Origin of the sequence: Fretibacterium sp. OH1220_COT-178 (assembly GCF_003860125.1) — a bacterium.
Taxonomy (GTDB): domain Bacteria; phylum Synergistota; class Synergistia; order Synergistales; family Aminobacteriaceae; genus CAJPSE01.
Map to the genome: position 1 here is coordinate 1 of NZ_RQYL01000028.1, position 13,920 is coordinate 13,920.

A 13,920-nucleotide genomic window follows, 5' to 3' on the forward strand; every position below is an offset into this window, starting at 1 on the left:
TCAATGCAACTTGAGCAGGAAGCAAGGCCGGGGGGGATGACATTTTCTCTGTCCCATTTCACCCTTTCAACCATGACATTTTCTCTGTCCCTTGACATACGCCATCCGCCAACGTGCATAAGTCGTTCGGCTTTGCCTTCGGTTTTTGGCGTTTTAGGGCGCGTGAAGCTTCGCTTGCTGCCGCTTCTTGAAAAACGGTTCCGAAAAAACGCGATGTCTGGATCGCTTTCGCTTGGATTGGGGATGGGGCAAGGTCTGTATGACCAGGACAAGGACCGAGTTCCTTTGAAGGCTGAATCTCATGGGATAACGAGGGGAACGAGTCGTTATCGTTTAAGATTGTGCCTGTCCCTAGAAAAAAGGCCCCCTGCTCATCGGCACGGGGCCTTCGGTTTTTGGCATCGTCTCAGCGTTTTGCGCCCTTCCGGTCGGCCCGCTCGATCTTCACGATCTTCAGATGCCGCGTGCCCCGGGGGATCTTGACGTACACATCGTCGCCCGCAACGTGCCCCAGGATGGCCTGGCCGACGGGACTTTTCTGGGAAATGCGCTGGGTGGCGACGGAGGTGTCGTCAGAGCTCGACAACTCCTCGGAGCCCACGATGGTGTAGGTGTAGTGCTTCTTGGAGTCCGAAAGGTCCTGAAGCGTTACGGTGAGGCCTATCGCAACCTTGTTGGTGTCCAACTTGTCCTCGTCGACGATGCGGGTCTTGGCGAGCATCGTCTCCAGTTCCAGAATACGGGTTTCCACCTTCGCCTGTTCGTCCTTGGCGGCCGCGTACTCCGCGTTCTCGCTGAGGTCGCCGAAGGCCCGGGCCTCCTCCAGTTGGCGGGCAACCTCCAGCCGGCGGACGGTCCTGAGATCGACCAGCTCGGCGGACAAGCGTTCGTAGCCGTCCCGAGTCACCACCACTTGATTTTCGTTTTTCTTAGCTATCACCTTGCGAACGCCTCCCGATCGAAATCCCCTGCGCGGGGTCGAACCGCGCCATCCACAACACGGCACCGGTTCGAGCCGAACGCCGTTGTCGTTCATAGTTGATGTAGAAAGGAAAGGCTACGGAACGGGGCGTATTTTATCAGTTCTCGCACGTCCAGACAATAGGCAGCAATGTGCTGAAGGGGGATGTTCTGTGTCGTTTGCGCTTGGAGCTCGGAGATTTTCTGATACAATAGGCTCGAATTGATACAATAGACTTGAATTGATTAAAACTCGAAGGATCGGAGATGAGTATGTCATTATGATAAAGGATACCGGAGGAGCGGCTTCTTTTTCCATTCAGGACGTGCGACTGGAGGTGACCAACGCCTTTTTCCGCAAGGTCTACCACTGGATGGCGGCTGGGCTGATCCTCACCGCCGTCGTGGCTCACCTGGCGGCATCCAGCGAGACGCTGATCGGCCTGATTTATGGCTCCCGGTGGACGCTGATGGCGCTGATCCTCGCCGAGCTGGGCCTGGTCATCGGCCTTTCCGCCGGAATCAATCGGATGTCGGCGGGAACGGCCTCGGTAATGTTCGTCGTCTACAGCGCTTTGAACGGTCTCACGCTCTCTCACGTTCTGTTGATCTATACCGGGCAGTCGGTCTTCAGCGCCTTTTTGACGACGGCGGGGATGTTTGGGGGCATGAGCGTCTACGGCCTCTACACGAAGAGGGATCTCACCTCCTGGGGAAGTTTTTTGACGATGGGCCTGATCGGATTGATCGTTGCCATGGTCGTCAACATATTTCTGCGCTCGGCCATGACCCAGTTCGTGATCAGCATTTTCGGCGTCCTGATCTTTATGGGGCTGACGGCCTGGGATACCCGGAAGCTGCGCGACATCGGCTTCGAGCTGGACGGCGTGGAGGGCAATCCCAAAGCGCACAAGCTGGCCATCATCGGCGCGCTGCAGCTCTATCTCGATTTTGTCAACATGTTTCTCTACCTTCTGCAGCTCTTCGGCAGGCGCCGTTGATCTCATTTTTCTTCGTTCGGGCGGGCACGGATTCCGTGTTCCGGTGTTGGGGTCCCCGTCGCGGAGAGGCGGGGACCTTTGGCCGAGGTGGATTCGAGCCTCGGCTGTTTGTTGTTTGACTTTGAAGCCGGGAATTCCGGCTTTTGCAATGGACCCTCCGGATTGCGAGGGGCCGATTCTTAAATTATTGGAGGCAATGCGCATTAATGTCTGAAAAGAACGCACGGCCGCGCCGCAGAGGCAAGTCCTCGGGAACGGCCAGACGAAAAGAGGCCCAGCTCAAGTTCATTCCCTTGGGAGGCCTGGGGGAGATCGGCAAGAACATGTATGCCGTCGAGTACGGCGAGGATATCGTCGTGATCGACTGTGGGCTGATGTTTCCGGACCAGGAACTGCCGGGTATCGACTACATCGTCCCGGACATCTCCTATCTGGAGGCGAATCGCGAGAAGGTGCTAGCGATCGTCATAACCCACGGGCACGAGGACCACACGGGCGCGCTGCCCTTCGTGCTTCCGCGCCTCAACGTCCCCCTCTACGGTACGAAGCTGACGCTGGGACTGATCGGAAACAAGCTCAAGGAGGACCTTCCGAACTTCAAACCCCGGATGAACGAGATCAAGGCGGGGGACATCGTCGAGATCGGTCCCTTCAAGATTCGCTTCATCGCGGTCAGCCACTCCATCCCGGACGCCGTGGCCCTGTCGATCGAGACGCCTCTGGGGCGGCTCGTGCATACGGGGGACTTCAAGTTGGATTCCACCCCCATCGATGGGCGCGTGACGGACTACGGAGCTTTTGCTGAGGAGGGGGACAAGGGCGTCCTGCTTTTGACCTCGGATTCCACCAACGCGGAGCGCAAGGGCTTCACCCCCTCGGAGCGCATCATCAGCGGGACCCTGGAGCAGCTGTACCGCAACTACAGGACGCGGCGCATCATCATCTCCTCCTTCGCCAGCAACGTGCACCGCATCCAGCAGGTGGTCGACGGAGCCATGCGCTTCAACCGCAAGGTTGCCTTCCTCGGGCGCAGCATGGTGCGCAACGTGGAGCTGGCCCGGGAACTGAACTACCTGAAGCTCGACAAGAAGATGATGGTGCCGATCGAGGACATCGGCAAGGTGCCCGACAATCAGCTGGTGATCCTGACGACGGGGAGCCAGGGGGAGCCCTTCTCGGGGCTGGTCATGATGAGTCGGGGCGAGCACCGCATGGTGACCCTGGGGGACCACGACGCCGTGTTCCTGTTGGCGTCCGTGATTCCCGGGAACGAGAAGCTCGTCAACAACACGATCAATCGCCTGTTCGCCTTGGGCTGTGAGGTGGTGTACGAGCAGGACAGGCAGACGCACGTGTCCGGGCACGCCTCCTCCGAGGAACTCAAAATCGTCCTCAACCTGGTTCGGCCTCAGTACTTCGCCCCGATCCACGGGGAGTATCGCCATCTCGTGCGCCACTCCCAGCTGGCCCAGGAGGTCGGGATTCCCGGGCGGAACGTCTTTGTGATGGGCAATGGCGACGTCCTCGCCTTCTCCAAGGGGGCGAAACCCCGCGTGAAGGAGCACGTCCAGGCCGGGGCCGTCCTGATCGACGGCAACGCGGCCGCAGGGTTGAAGAGCGTCGTGATGAAGGAGCGCCGCGAGCTGGCGGAGGACGGTGTCCTGGTACTCTCCGTCGCTCTGGACCCGAGGGGCGGTTTGGTTGCCCCCTTGGGCATCGAGACTCAGGGGGTGTTCATCTCCGACGACCGCAAGAAGATTTTCGATGAGATTCGCGCCGCGACCGAACGGGTGCTCAAGGAGTTCTCGGGCACCGCGAGCATCGATGCGGAGGTCGTTGCTCGGGGGATAAGAAGCCGGGTGCGGGATGTTCTCAGGCGGCGCAGTTCCTCCTATGCCGTGGTTCTGCCGATCGTCTCCATCGTGGGGCAGGACGCCTCGCTCGGGGACACCTGGCTGGAGAAGGAGTTTTTCTGAGGGGCGTCCTTGGACGTCCCTTTGGAGAGGATTGAGAGACGCGATGATGGAGTTCAACGGGAGAACGCTGCTCCTCGGGGCCGTCCAGGGGCTGTGCGAGTTCCTGCCCGTCAGCAGTTCGGGACATCTCGCCCTGATTCAGAATCATTTCGGTTTCGGCGGGGAGGGGCTCCTGGCCTTCGACCTGCTGCTTCACTGCGCTACGATGCTGGCGGTGCTGATCTTTTTTCGAAGGGACCTTGGCGTACTGGCCATGCAGTGGTTTCGGGGCTGCGTCTCCGCCTCCGCCCGACGGGAGGAGGGATGGCGTTACGGCTGGGGCGTTCTTGCGGCGGTTCTGGTCACGGGGGGCGTCGCCGTGCCGCTCAAGGGGCTTGTCGAGTCGGCGATGCTCTCTCAGATCGCCGTGGGCAGCGGTCTTTTGGTTACTGCGGGGCTTCTGTTTCTCGTGCCCCTCTTTCCCGAGGGAGGGCGACGACTGTATCTGGGGGCCTCTCTTTTTGTAGGTCTCGCTCAGGGGTTGGCGGTCTTTCCCGGGGTTTCCCGCTCCGGCGCGACGATAGCGGCCGGGCTGTTCATGGGGCTGGCCGTCGATGAGGCCTTCCGTTTCTCCTTTTTGGCGTCGATCCCGGCCATTCTGGGCGCTTCCCTTCTGGAGGGGATGGAGCTCTGGAGACGAGGCGGAATGTCGTCCCTGCCGCAGGGCTGGGGATGGGCCGTCTTGGCCGCGTTCTTCCTGGGCTGGCTGGCCCTGAGCCTGATGCGGCGGCTTGTGCTCTCCGGACGCTGGGTCTACTTCGGGCTCTACTGCCTTCTTCTGGGGATTGTCGCCATCGTTTCCACGGTCGGGCTGGGTTTTTGAGGGGGCGTGGTCCTTTGAGCGGAACATGGCATTTTCCTGTGGGGGAGGGCATTTCCGTCCTGCTGGCGTCGGGCAGCCCCCGGCGCCGCGCGCTTTTGGCGGAGCTGGGATGGCGTTTCGACACCTTCTCGCCCGACGTCGACGAGTCCGCCCTGCCGGGCGAGTCCCCGGCGGCCCTGTGCGAGCGTCTGGCGCGTCTGAAGGCGGAGTCGGGCGGGGATTCAACAAAGCAGGTCCTGGTCCTGGCGGCGGACACCATCGTGGTCGTGGAGGGGCGGGTCCTGGGCAAGCCGGCCGACCGCATGGAGGGGATCGAGATGCTGCGTCTCCTGCAGGGCCGGTCACACGAGGTCCTGACCGGCCTTGCCCTCCGCTGGAACGGCGAGACCGTCTCGGCTGTGGAGCGGACGACGGTTTGCTTTCGCCCTCTGAGTGAGGACCAGATTCTGGCCTACGCGGAGACGGGCGAGGGGGAGGACAAGGCCGGTTCCTACGCGATTCAGGGCAAAGGAGCGCTGCTGGTCGCCTCGATCGAGGGGGATTACTTCAACGTCGTGGGCTTTCCTCTCTGCAGGTTGGGGATGATGTTGGAATCCGTGGGAATCGGACTGGAAAGCGTTTGGGCGGGGTTGCGGCGAAAAATATCGATGAACGGAGGCGCGGGGGCGTGAGGATATCGCATCGTTGTTTTGTCGGACTGGTGGTCCTGTCGATCGCCGTGTGTTCCGCTTACGGCCTGTGGGGCCGATGGCGGCTGGAAGCCGGCAATACCGCCGTGGCGATCGTCGCCGATTTCAGGGATGTCCTTCCCTTGGCCCGAGTGTCCGGAGTCTCCGTCGACGAGGCGCTCGCCCTTCTGAAGGAGAGAGGGCTGCGCGGACTGATGGTCGGTGAGCTCACGGGAAAGGACAGCTTCAACGGGGTCGGTCCGGTAGCCCTCTCCTCGGCTCGGGAGGACGGGATCGAGGGGACGCGCCTTTTTCTGGATCCCGGCTTCCCGTACTTTGAGCGCGCCGGGGATTGGCTGGGATTGCGTTTGGGGAGCGGAGCCCGTCCTTCCCGGGACGGAGGGCGGTTGCTTCCCGCCCCCCTCGGCATGCTCGAGACCATCGGCATCGTTCCGGATGTCGAGGGCCTGGAGGCGGCCGTTCGCTCCGGGCTGCCCATCTTCTATCGGCCGGCTCCCTCCATGGGCTGGCAGACACAAAATGCCGCAGATGTGCTCGGGGCGGTTCTGGACGCCTATCCCGTGGCGGCGGTGGCGCCCTCCGGGGAGATTGTCACCGGCTATCCCGATGTCTCGGGCATCGCGTTGGAATCGAGGAGACGGTCGGTCCCCGTGGCCATGGTCGAGTTCTCGCGCCAGCTTGGGGCCGCGCAGTTGAACGGCCTGAGCTACCCCCTGCTCCTGCCCCTGCACAGCGTGACGAACGAGGAGCTTCTGGCCCGCAACATCAACCGCCGCACCCTGCTGGAGCGTCTTGTCCGTGCTGCCGAGGAGCGGTCCGTCCGGCTCCTCGTGCTTCGGTCGGCCCCTCTGGGAAGCGCGGGGGGTACGCTGGAAGCCTATGCCGGGGAAGTCGGTGCCCTTGCCGCGGACCTGGAAGGACGCGGGTTCGGGATGAAATGGCCCAAGCCCCTGTTCACCGACGGCGTTCGGCGTTCGGAGCCTCCCTCCGCCTTTGCGCTGGCCGCGGCCTTTCTTTTCTTTCTTTGGCGTTACTCCGTGCGTATGGCCGGGGCCCGGAGCGGCGACGGGCCCGTGCGCCTGCCGTTCCTGATCGCCTCTCTGCTCTTCACGGGCGCTCTTGCCCTCCTGATCCGATGGGTCCCCTCCGTGCCGAGATTCGTCGGCGCATTGGCCGCCCCGCTCATCGTGACGGAGGCCTCCCTGGCCGCCATGGACTTTGGCCGGTGGCGTCTCTCTTGGTGGCTTTCCGCCTCGGTCGGCTTTGTTCTGGCCGTAGTCGGAGGGCTGGCCCTGGCCGCCTTTTTCAGCGATCCGCTCTATATGCTGAGGTTGAGGACGTTTTCCGGGGTCAAGCTGACCCTGTTGCTGCCGCCCTTGCTCGTGTTGCTGCATGACCTGCGAAACAGGGTGCATCCCGAGTCGCTGAACGCATTGCTGTCCCGTCCGCCGCTGTGGGGGGAGCTCCTCCTCGGGGCTGTGCTCCTTGGCGCGCTGGGGATCATGTTGTTCCGGAGCGACAACGTCCAGTTCATTCCCGGCTTCGAGGCGAAGGTGCGCGTGGCGCTCGAGCGGTGGCTCATCGCCCGGCCTCGCAGCAAGGAGGTCTTCCTCGGCTATCCATCCCTGATCCTGCTAGCTTTTGCCGTGAGAAACGGGCTGTGGACTCGATATCGCGAGGTCCTGCGCATTGGCGTGGTCTTGGGGTTCTCCTCCGTGGTGAACAGCTTTTGTCATTTCCATACCCCGATTGCCTTCATCCTGCTCCGCGAGTTCAACGGCCTGTGGCTCGGCCTGCTTCTGGGCGTCGCTTTGGTCCTGGCCGTACACTGGATCCTGATGCCTTTGGGGCGGGGGTTCCGCGTCCTGGCGGAATGACCCGCTCAGTTTCCCGGCGCTACCGGGCCGCCCTGGCCGGCTACTACGGGTTCGGCAACCTGGGGGACGAACTGCTGGCCCAAGCCTCTTTGGAGGCCCTGGAGCGCGTGGGCGTGGATCGGGAACGGGTCGTCGTGTTGTCGAACGATCCGGAGGGCACCGCTCGCGCCCTGGGGGTCCATGCGGTGTCCCGATGGCGCCTGCGTGAGGTGGCCTCGGCTCTGCGCTCCAGCGAGACCCTGCTCCTGGGGGGAGGGGGGCTGTTTCAGGACAACACCAGTCTGCGCTCCTGCCTCTGGTACTGGGGGGTGGTCCGTCTGGCGAGGCTTTGTGGGGCCGTTCCCTGGGCTCTGGGACAGTCGATCGGCCCTCTTCGGAGTGCTGCGGCGCGCTGGATGACGCGGGATGCCCTGGGGAGCTGCAGGATCCTTCACCTGCGGGATACCTTCTCGGAGGAGTGGGCCGGACGTCTTGGTCTGTCCGCGGTCAGGGGAACGGATCTGGTTTTGACGCTCAACTTCCCCTCGTCTGCAGCGCGCCCTGGGGAGGCCGGACGGAGGCTCCTGCTCAACCTGCGCCCCGTCCCGGATCTGGACCGCTGGGTTCGTCTCGTGGCCCCCTGCGCCGGGGGGTTCTCCGGCGAAGTCGTCGGGACCGCGCTCTCGGGCGAGGACGAAACCCTGCTCCACTCCCTCCGGGAGAGCGGGGCCCTGAGGCTGGATCGGGTGGAGCGCGTTACGGAGCTGGACGGTGCTGCCCGTCTTTGGACGGGCGCCGCGGCTGCGATCGGGATGCGTCTGCACTTTGCGGTGCTCGCTGCACTTCAGGGGACGCCGCTTGCCGTGTTGCCCTACGATCCCAAGGTCGCCGGATTCGCCGAGAGCGCGGAGGTGCCCTGTGCCCTGGAGGACCTCCCCGAGCCGCGGGTTCCGGTCCCATTTTCCGATCGAGACTCCGTGGTCGCTCAGCTCGACGGGCTTTGCCGGTCGATGTTTCCATCGTAGACCGTACTTTTTTTCGTTTCGGATGATTTGACATTGTCTATGGAAAAGTGTATGATAAGACATTGTTGTTTTTGTGCATTTTATGGAAGGGAGAGAGCTTATGGAAGGAGGTGGAAGGATGGTACATGAAGCGACAAAATTGGTTTATGCCGAGGGAAAGCCTGTGTGGCTGACCGCGGACGGCTCGTTCATCCCTGCGATGTTCAGGAAGGATGGTTCTCTGGTCAACGGGGCGCTTTACATCAGAGATCGCAGCCGGGGTGGAGCGGTGCGCCGGATTTCCCACTGAGCGTTGCGGGAAGGAAAGGCTTCAAAGTGGTCCAAGGACCACCTTTATCAACGGAACGTCAGGGCGCTTCCGCCCTTTTAACCCAGGTGTTTTCCGCGATATAGAGTAAGGAAGTCTCGAGGGGGCCGGAGTTCGACGAACTCACGGCTCCCGTTTTGTTTTGTCGTGGGGGACTGGCCTCTTTTCGGCATGATACGCAACGCGATTCCGTAATAGCCGCACTTGAGTTTGTGTGCAAACCTGATACTATTTAAAAAATGAGCGCAAAAACGATAGATGACTCGATTGACGCTTTTATGGCGCATATCGGCGGCAAGACGGCCTCGGAGCACACCCTTGTCAACTATGCGACGGATCTGAGGCAATTTGCGGATTATCTTGCGGGGCGCTCCATCTCGGAGGTGGACCAGGTCGAGCCCACGGTTCTGAGGGGCTATCTGAGGGAACTGTACGGATGGGGCTATGCCAGGGCGACGATTTCCCGTAAACTCTCGTCTCTGCGCGGATTTTTTGGTTTTCTGAAGGAGCGCGGACTGCTCGATCGGAATCCTGCCAGGGCTTTGCGAGGTCCCGCAGCTCCGAGAGGGCTTCCCAGGGCGCTGTCCGAGGAGGCCGTAAGCCGGATGTTCGAGATGGCTGCGGCAAGCGAGTCGCCGGTCAGAGACACGGCGGTTATGGAGCTTCTCTACGGCTGCGGTCTGCGAATATCGGAGCTTGTGGGGCTCAGATGGTCGGACGTGGATCTCGAGGAGCGCTGGCTTGTCGTTCTGGGCAAGGGAAGCAAGGAGCGCCGCGTGCCCTTCGGCACCTGTGCTCAGAGGGCTCTGGAGCGCCTCGGGGCCCGAAGCGGCGTGTCGGAGCCCTACGTCTTCGAGGGGCGTGGGGGCCGGCCGCTTACGGTGCGTACGGTCCACCGCATTGTCACGTCTCTGGCCGCGCGTTGCGGACTGGAGGGGGTGACGCCCCATGTCCTGCGTCACAGCTGTGCGACGCACCTGGTGGAGCGGGGGGCTTCGCTCAAGTTCGTCCAGGAGTTTCTGGGGCATGAGAGCCTTTCGACCACTCAGATCTACCTCGCGGTAAGCGCCTCCTGGATGAAGGAGAGCTACGCGGCGGCCCATCCGCGGGCCCGTGTTGCGGATGGGGAATGATACGGACGTCGGAAAACCGCTCTGCGCTTGCGAAAGTGGATACGACGGAAAGGATGAGGACACTGTTCAAGGGAACGACCATCGTGTGCGTCCGCTCGGGAGAGCGGGTGGCCATGGCCGGAGACGGCCAGGTGACGTTGGGAAGTCAGATCATCAAATCGGGCGCACGGAAGGTTCGTCGGCTTCTTAACGGCAGGGTTTTGACGGGTTTTGCGGGGAGTACGGCCGATGCCATGACTTTGCTGGAACGGTTCGAGAATTGCCTGGAACAGGAAAAGGGCGATCTCATGAAGGCGGCCGTCAAGCTGGTGCGGGAGTGGCGCACGGACAAGGCGCTGCGCCGGCTGGAGGCGATGATGCTGGCTGCGGATACCAAGCTGACGCTGCTCCTGAGCGGGGCAGGGGATATCCTGGAACCCGAGGGGGACGTGGCCTCCATCGGCTCGGGGTCGGGCTATGCACTGGCTGCGGCCAGAGCGTTTCGCGAGGGAACGGACTGGCCGCCCGAGCGCATTGCTCAACGAGCGATAGAGCTCGCGTCGGAGATTTGCATCTATACGGACGATGTGGTGACGCTGGAGGTTCTGGGAGAATGACGCCTCGCCTGGATTCCGCTCTGACGCCTTCGCGGGTGATCGAGTATCTGGATCGTTACATCGTGGGACAGGAAAAGGCCAAGAGAGCTGTGGCCGTAGCGCTTCGCAATCGTCTGCGCCGTCGCGTGCTGCCGCCCGAGATGGCGCGGGAGATCGTGCCCAAGAACATCCTGATGGTGGGGCCGACGGGCGTGGGCAAGACGGAGATTGCCCGGCGTCTGGCCACCTTGGTTCATGCTCCCTTCATCAAGGTCGAGGCCACGAAATTTACGGAGGTGGGGTACGTCGGACGGGACGTGGAGTCCATGATCCGGGACCTCGTGGAGTTCTCCGTTGCAATGGTGCGCAGGCGGATGCTGGAGGACGTTCAGGAGCCCGCGCTCGAGAGGGCGGAGCAGCGCCTGATCGACGCCCTGTTGCCGAGGAGCGAGAAGAAATTTGCGATGCCCGATTTCATGAAGGTCTTCGGGGCCGGGGCCGATGCGGAGAATGAGGAACGCCGATCCGAGGAGGATCGGGGACAGGAGGCCACTCGAGCCAAGCTCCTGACGATGCTGCGGGAGGGGCGGCTGGCCGACCGGGAGGTTGACGTGGAGGTCGCGGACAGTGCGGTGGCGCTTCCCATCCTGGGTGGAGCTGGGATGGACTCCATGGGAATCAACTTGAATGAGATGCTCAGCGGCATGCTGCCCAAGCGTTCGAAGAAACGCCGAATGAAGGTGAACGAGGCCCTTCGGATCCTCCAGGGAGAGGAGGCCGAGAAGCTCATCGACTCGGACGCCCTGGCGCAGGAGGCCCTGGAAAAGGTCCAGGAGGACGGCATCATCTTTCTGGATGAGCTGGACAAGGTCGTCGCGAAGGGGGGAGCAAGCGGTCCGGATGTGAGCCGAGAGGGCGTGCAGCGCGACCTCCTGCCGATCGTGGAGGGGTCCGTCGTTCAGACCCGTTACGGGCCCGTCAAAACGGATCACATCCTCTTCATCGCGGCCGGAGCCTTCAGTGGAGTGAAGCCGTCCGACCTGATTCCCGAGCTTCAGGGGCGCTTTCCCATTCGGGTGGAGCTCCAACCGCTGAGCTGGGAAAATCTGCAGCAGATTCTGACGGAGCCCGAGAACAGCCTGTTGAAGCAATACAGCGCCCTGATCTCCACCGAGGGCGTCGAGTTGAGCTTCACCGAGGAGGCCACGCGCGCGATCGCCGAGCTGGCCAGCCAGATGAATGCCGAGATGGAGGACATCGGGGCAAGGAGGCTGCACACGATGCTGGAGCAGCTCCTCGAGGAGATCAGCTTCGACGTCTGCGATGCGCCGGTTCCCCGAATCGAGATCGATGCGGAGCTCGTCAGGGAGCGCCTGAACGACTTGGTGGAGGATCGGGATATTCGCCGCTATCTTCTTTAAAGTGGGCGAAGAAGGATAAAATTGGTCTTTTAGTTGCTATAGTCTTTATTGCGTTGATTTTTTTTGTTGCCTTTGTTATTATAACCCAGACGATCGAGGTTTTTTCGTGCCGGTTTTTCGCACCGAAAGACTGAGGGCGCGGTGTATGTGGTGTATGCGGAGACGAACAATTCCGTAAGGGGATTGGATGAATTTTTTCATAGGAGGATTATAAAAAACGATGGAGAAAAAGGTTAGGGCTTCCAAAACTTCCAAGAATGCGGACCTGAAGAAGGTTTCCGAGATCTTTACGGATGAGGGCGAGGCCAAGGCCCTCGGCATGGGGTTGGGGTCGGCGGATTCCATTACCGTCGAGGCCGCCCTCGAGGACCTTTTGGAGAAGACCCGACAGGTGGGGCGTGCCCTTCAGAGCCGCCGCGAGGGGGATCCTCTGGATTACGACAAGCTGGCCAAGCTGCTGTCGGAGTTTTCGACGGCCAACGTCTATATCGTGGATCAGGAGGGCCGCCTACTGGGGTATACCTGGCTCCCCGAGTACGCTTCCAGGACCCTTTCGGAGAGCATGAGCGAGGGGGTCATGCCGGAGGGGTTCGCCGAGAAGATGAACCGCTGCCGCGAGTCCATGATCTGCGACGAGGATGCGTTTCTCTTCGATGACGAGAGCGGGGGAAAGCAGCCCGAAAAGCATCTGATGTACGTGCCGATCTATGGCGCCGCCGCGGAGCGTCTGGGGACGGTGGTGCTGGTGCGTTTCCGTGCGCCCTTCGTCACCCGGGATATGCTTTTGGCGGAGTACCTGGGGACGCTCGTGGGGATCGAGATGCTCAACGACCGAAACCGCAGCATAGAGGAGCGTTCTCGGGACAGGGTCGCCGTCCAGATGGCCATGCGGGCGCTTTCCTACTCGGAGGTCGAGTCCATGAAGCACATCATCGCCGAGCTCGGAGGGCGCGAGGGGGTGGCCGTGGCCAGCAAGGTGGCGGACCGGGTCGGCGTGACCCGCAGCGTCATCGTCAACGCTCTGCGCAAGCTGGAGAGCGCTGGCCTGATCGAGAGCCGCAGCCTCGGGATGAAGGGAACCTACATCAAGGTTCTGAGTCCCCTGTTCGTCGAGGAGCTCGGGGTCGCCTCCTCCTCCCGCGTCAACTACTGATTTGCCGAGAACCGGTGTTGACGCGTCCTGCCCTTTCTGGGAGGACGAAGTGTAGTATAATGCCGGTGGAGAGGTGAGCCGTATGCTGGGAGAGTTTACCTGGAAGGTCGTCGAAAAGGATTTGGAGGGGCTGGCGCAGCGTTTCAAGGCTGTGTCGCGCAACATCGCGAACGCCGACACCCCGGGCTATGCCCGCCGCAACGTTTCCTTCGAGGATCAGCTGAGAGAGGTCCTCAATTCGGGGAAAAAGCTGACCATGACGGTTACGGACCCCGCCCATTTCCCCTCGCGTCCGCGGCTCGTCTCCGATGTGAGGCCTGTGGAGCTCAAAATTGAGGACGAGCGCTATCGGCTGGATGGGAACAATGTCGATCCCGAGCGGGAGATGGCCGTTCTGGCGGAGACGCGCATGATGTACAACGCCATGAATCGCCTTGCGGCGAAGAAGCTGGCTGGTTACCGCGCGGTCATCGCGGGGCGCTGATCGCCCGGCCCTGGAGCCGAAGGAGGAGGTCTCGGAGCGTCATGAGAATATTCGAGAGTATGGAGATTGCGGGCAGCGCTCTGACGGCCCACCGCCTGTGGATGGACACGATCTCCTCCAACCTGGCGAACATCAATACCACCCGGACCTTGGCCGGAGGGCCGTACAAGCGCAGGGTCCCGGTCTTTGCCGAGATGCTGGACGAGACCGTTGGCGGTTATCGGGATATCGGGGGCGTTCGCGTTCTGGAGATCGCCGAGGACAAGACACCGCCGCGTCTGGTCTATCAGCCGGAGCATCCGGACGCCAACGAGGAGGGCTACGTGGCCTACCCCAACGTCAATCTGGTGCGTGAGATGACGGATATGCTCGTGGCGAGCCGTGCCTACGAGGCGAATCTTTCCGTGGCCACCACTGCGCGCGATATGTGGAACGGAGCCCTGGAGGTTCTGCGCGGCTGAGGTCGTGCCGGTCCTGC

The 13,920-nt window shown here is 62.0% G+C and carries 14 protein-coding genes; 13 read left to right on the forward strand and 1 reads right to left on the reverse strand.

Annotation, left to right across the window (positions count from 1 at the left end):
* Nucleotides 1–406: 406 nt before the first annotated feature.
* Complete coding sequence (gene greA / locus EII26_RS10830; protein ID WP_342447313.1) at nucleotides 407–940, reverse strand: transcription elongation factor GreA; 534 nt, start codon at nucleotides 938–940, stop codon at nucleotides 407–409.
* Between the two features lie 301 nt (nucleotides 941–1,241).
* On the opposite strand from greA, the gene EII26_RS10835 reads away from it, so the two are divergent.
* The 13 genes from EII26_RS10835 to flgC all read left to right on the forward strand — a co-directional run bounded on the left by EII26_RS10835 (nucleotide 1,242) and on the right by flgC (nucleotide 13,903).
* The gene (locus EII26_RS10835) at nucleotides 1,242–1,961 is read left to right on the forward strand and encodes a Bax inhibitor-1/YccA family protein (protein WP_124889183.1); all 720 of its coding nucleotides are present in this window, start codon (nucleotides 1,242–1,244) and stop codon (nucleotides 1,959–1,961) included.
* A gap of 206 nt (nucleotides 1,962–2,167) precedes the next feature.
* Complete coding sequence (locus tag EII26_RS10840) at nucleotides 2,168–3,937, forward strand: ribonuclease J (protein ID WP_124889184.1); 1,770 nt, start codon at nucleotides 2,168–2,170, stop codon at nucleotides 3,935–3,937.
* A 43-nt stretch (nucleotides 3,938–3,980) separates the two neighbouring features.
* Nucleotides 3,981–4,799, forward strand: a complete 819-nt coding sequence (locus EII26_RS10845) for an undecaprenyl-diphosphate phosphatase (RefSeq protein WP_342447314.1) — start codon at nucleotides 3,981–3,983, stop codon at nucleotides 4,797–4,799.
* 14 nt (nucleotides 4,800–4,813) lie between these two features.
* Nucleotides 4,814–5,470, forward strand: a complete 657-nt coding sequence (locus tag EII26_RS10850; protein WP_233572718.1) for a Maf family protein — start codon at nucleotides 4,814–4,816, stop codon at nucleotides 5,468–5,470.
* Entirely contained in the window at nucleotides 5,467–7,365 is a 1,899-nt protein-coding gene (locus EII26_RS10855; RefSeq protein WP_124889185.1) for a DUF5693 family protein, read from the forward strand. The genes EII26_RS10850 and EII26_RS10855 overlap by 4 nt, the downstream gene beginning before the upstream one ends.
* Entirely contained in the window at nucleotides 7,362–8,369 is a 1,008-nt protein-coding gene (gene csaB / locus EII26_RS10860; RefSeq protein WP_124889186.1) for a polysaccharide pyruvyl transferase CsaB, read from the forward strand. The genes EII26_RS10855 and csaB overlap by 4 nt, the downstream gene beginning before the upstream one ends.
* Nucleotides 8,370–8,487: 118 nt before the next feature.
* Complete coding sequence (locus EII26_RS13155; protein ID WP_158612286.1) at nucleotides 8,488–8,658, forward strand: hypothetical protein; 171 nt, start codon at nucleotides 8,488–8,490, stop codon at nucleotides 8,656–8,658.
* Between the two features lie 296 nt (nucleotides 8,659–8,954).
* Nucleotides 8,955–9,809 carry a tyrosine-type recombinase/integrase gene (locus tag EII26_RS10865; RefSeq protein WP_233572719.1) on the forward strand — a complete coding sequence of 285 codons (855 nt, stop codon included), beginning with the start codon at nucleotides 8,955–8,957 and terminating at the stop codon, nucleotides 9,807–9,809.
* A 53-nt stretch (nucleotides 9,810–9,862) separates the two neighbouring features.
* On the forward strand, nucleotides 9,863–10,405 hold the full coding sequence (gene hslV, locus EII26_RS10870; RefSeq protein ID WP_124889188.1) for an ATP-dependent protease subunit HslV: 543 nt from the start codon (nucleotides 9,863–9,865) through the stop codon (nucleotides 10,403–10,405).
* Nucleotides 10,402–11,805 (forward strand): ATP-dependent protease ATPase subunit HslU, encoded by a 1,404-nt coding sequence (gene hslU / locus EII26_RS10875; RefSeq protein ID WP_124889189.1) that lies wholly within the window; start codon nucleotides 10,402–10,404, stop codon nucleotides 11,803–11,805. The genes hslV and hslU overlap by 4 nt, the downstream gene beginning before the upstream one ends.
* Nucleotides 11,806–12,124: 319 nt before the next feature.
* The gene (codY, locus tag EII26_RS10880) at nucleotides 12,125–12,958 is read left to right on the forward strand and encodes a GTP-sensing pleiotropic transcriptional regulator CodY (protein WP_124889208.1); all 834 of its coding nucleotides are present in this window, start codon (nucleotides 12,125–12,127) and stop codon (nucleotides 12,956–12,958) included.
* A gap of 82 nt (nucleotides 12,959–13,040) precedes the next feature.
* On the forward strand, nucleotides 13,041–13,442 hold the full coding sequence (gene flgB, locus EII26_RS10885) for a flagellar basal body rod protein FlgB (RefSeq protein ID WP_124889190.1): 402 nt from the start codon (nucleotides 13,041–13,043) through the stop codon (nucleotides 13,440–13,442).
* A 41-nt stretch (nucleotides 13,443–13,483) separates the two neighbouring features.
* Entirely contained in the window at nucleotides 13,484–13,903 is a 420-nt protein-coding gene (flgC, locus tag EII26_RS10890) for a flagellar basal body rod protein FlgC (protein ID WP_124889191.1), read from the forward strand.
* Nucleotides 13,904–13,920 lie beyond the last annotated feature (17 nt).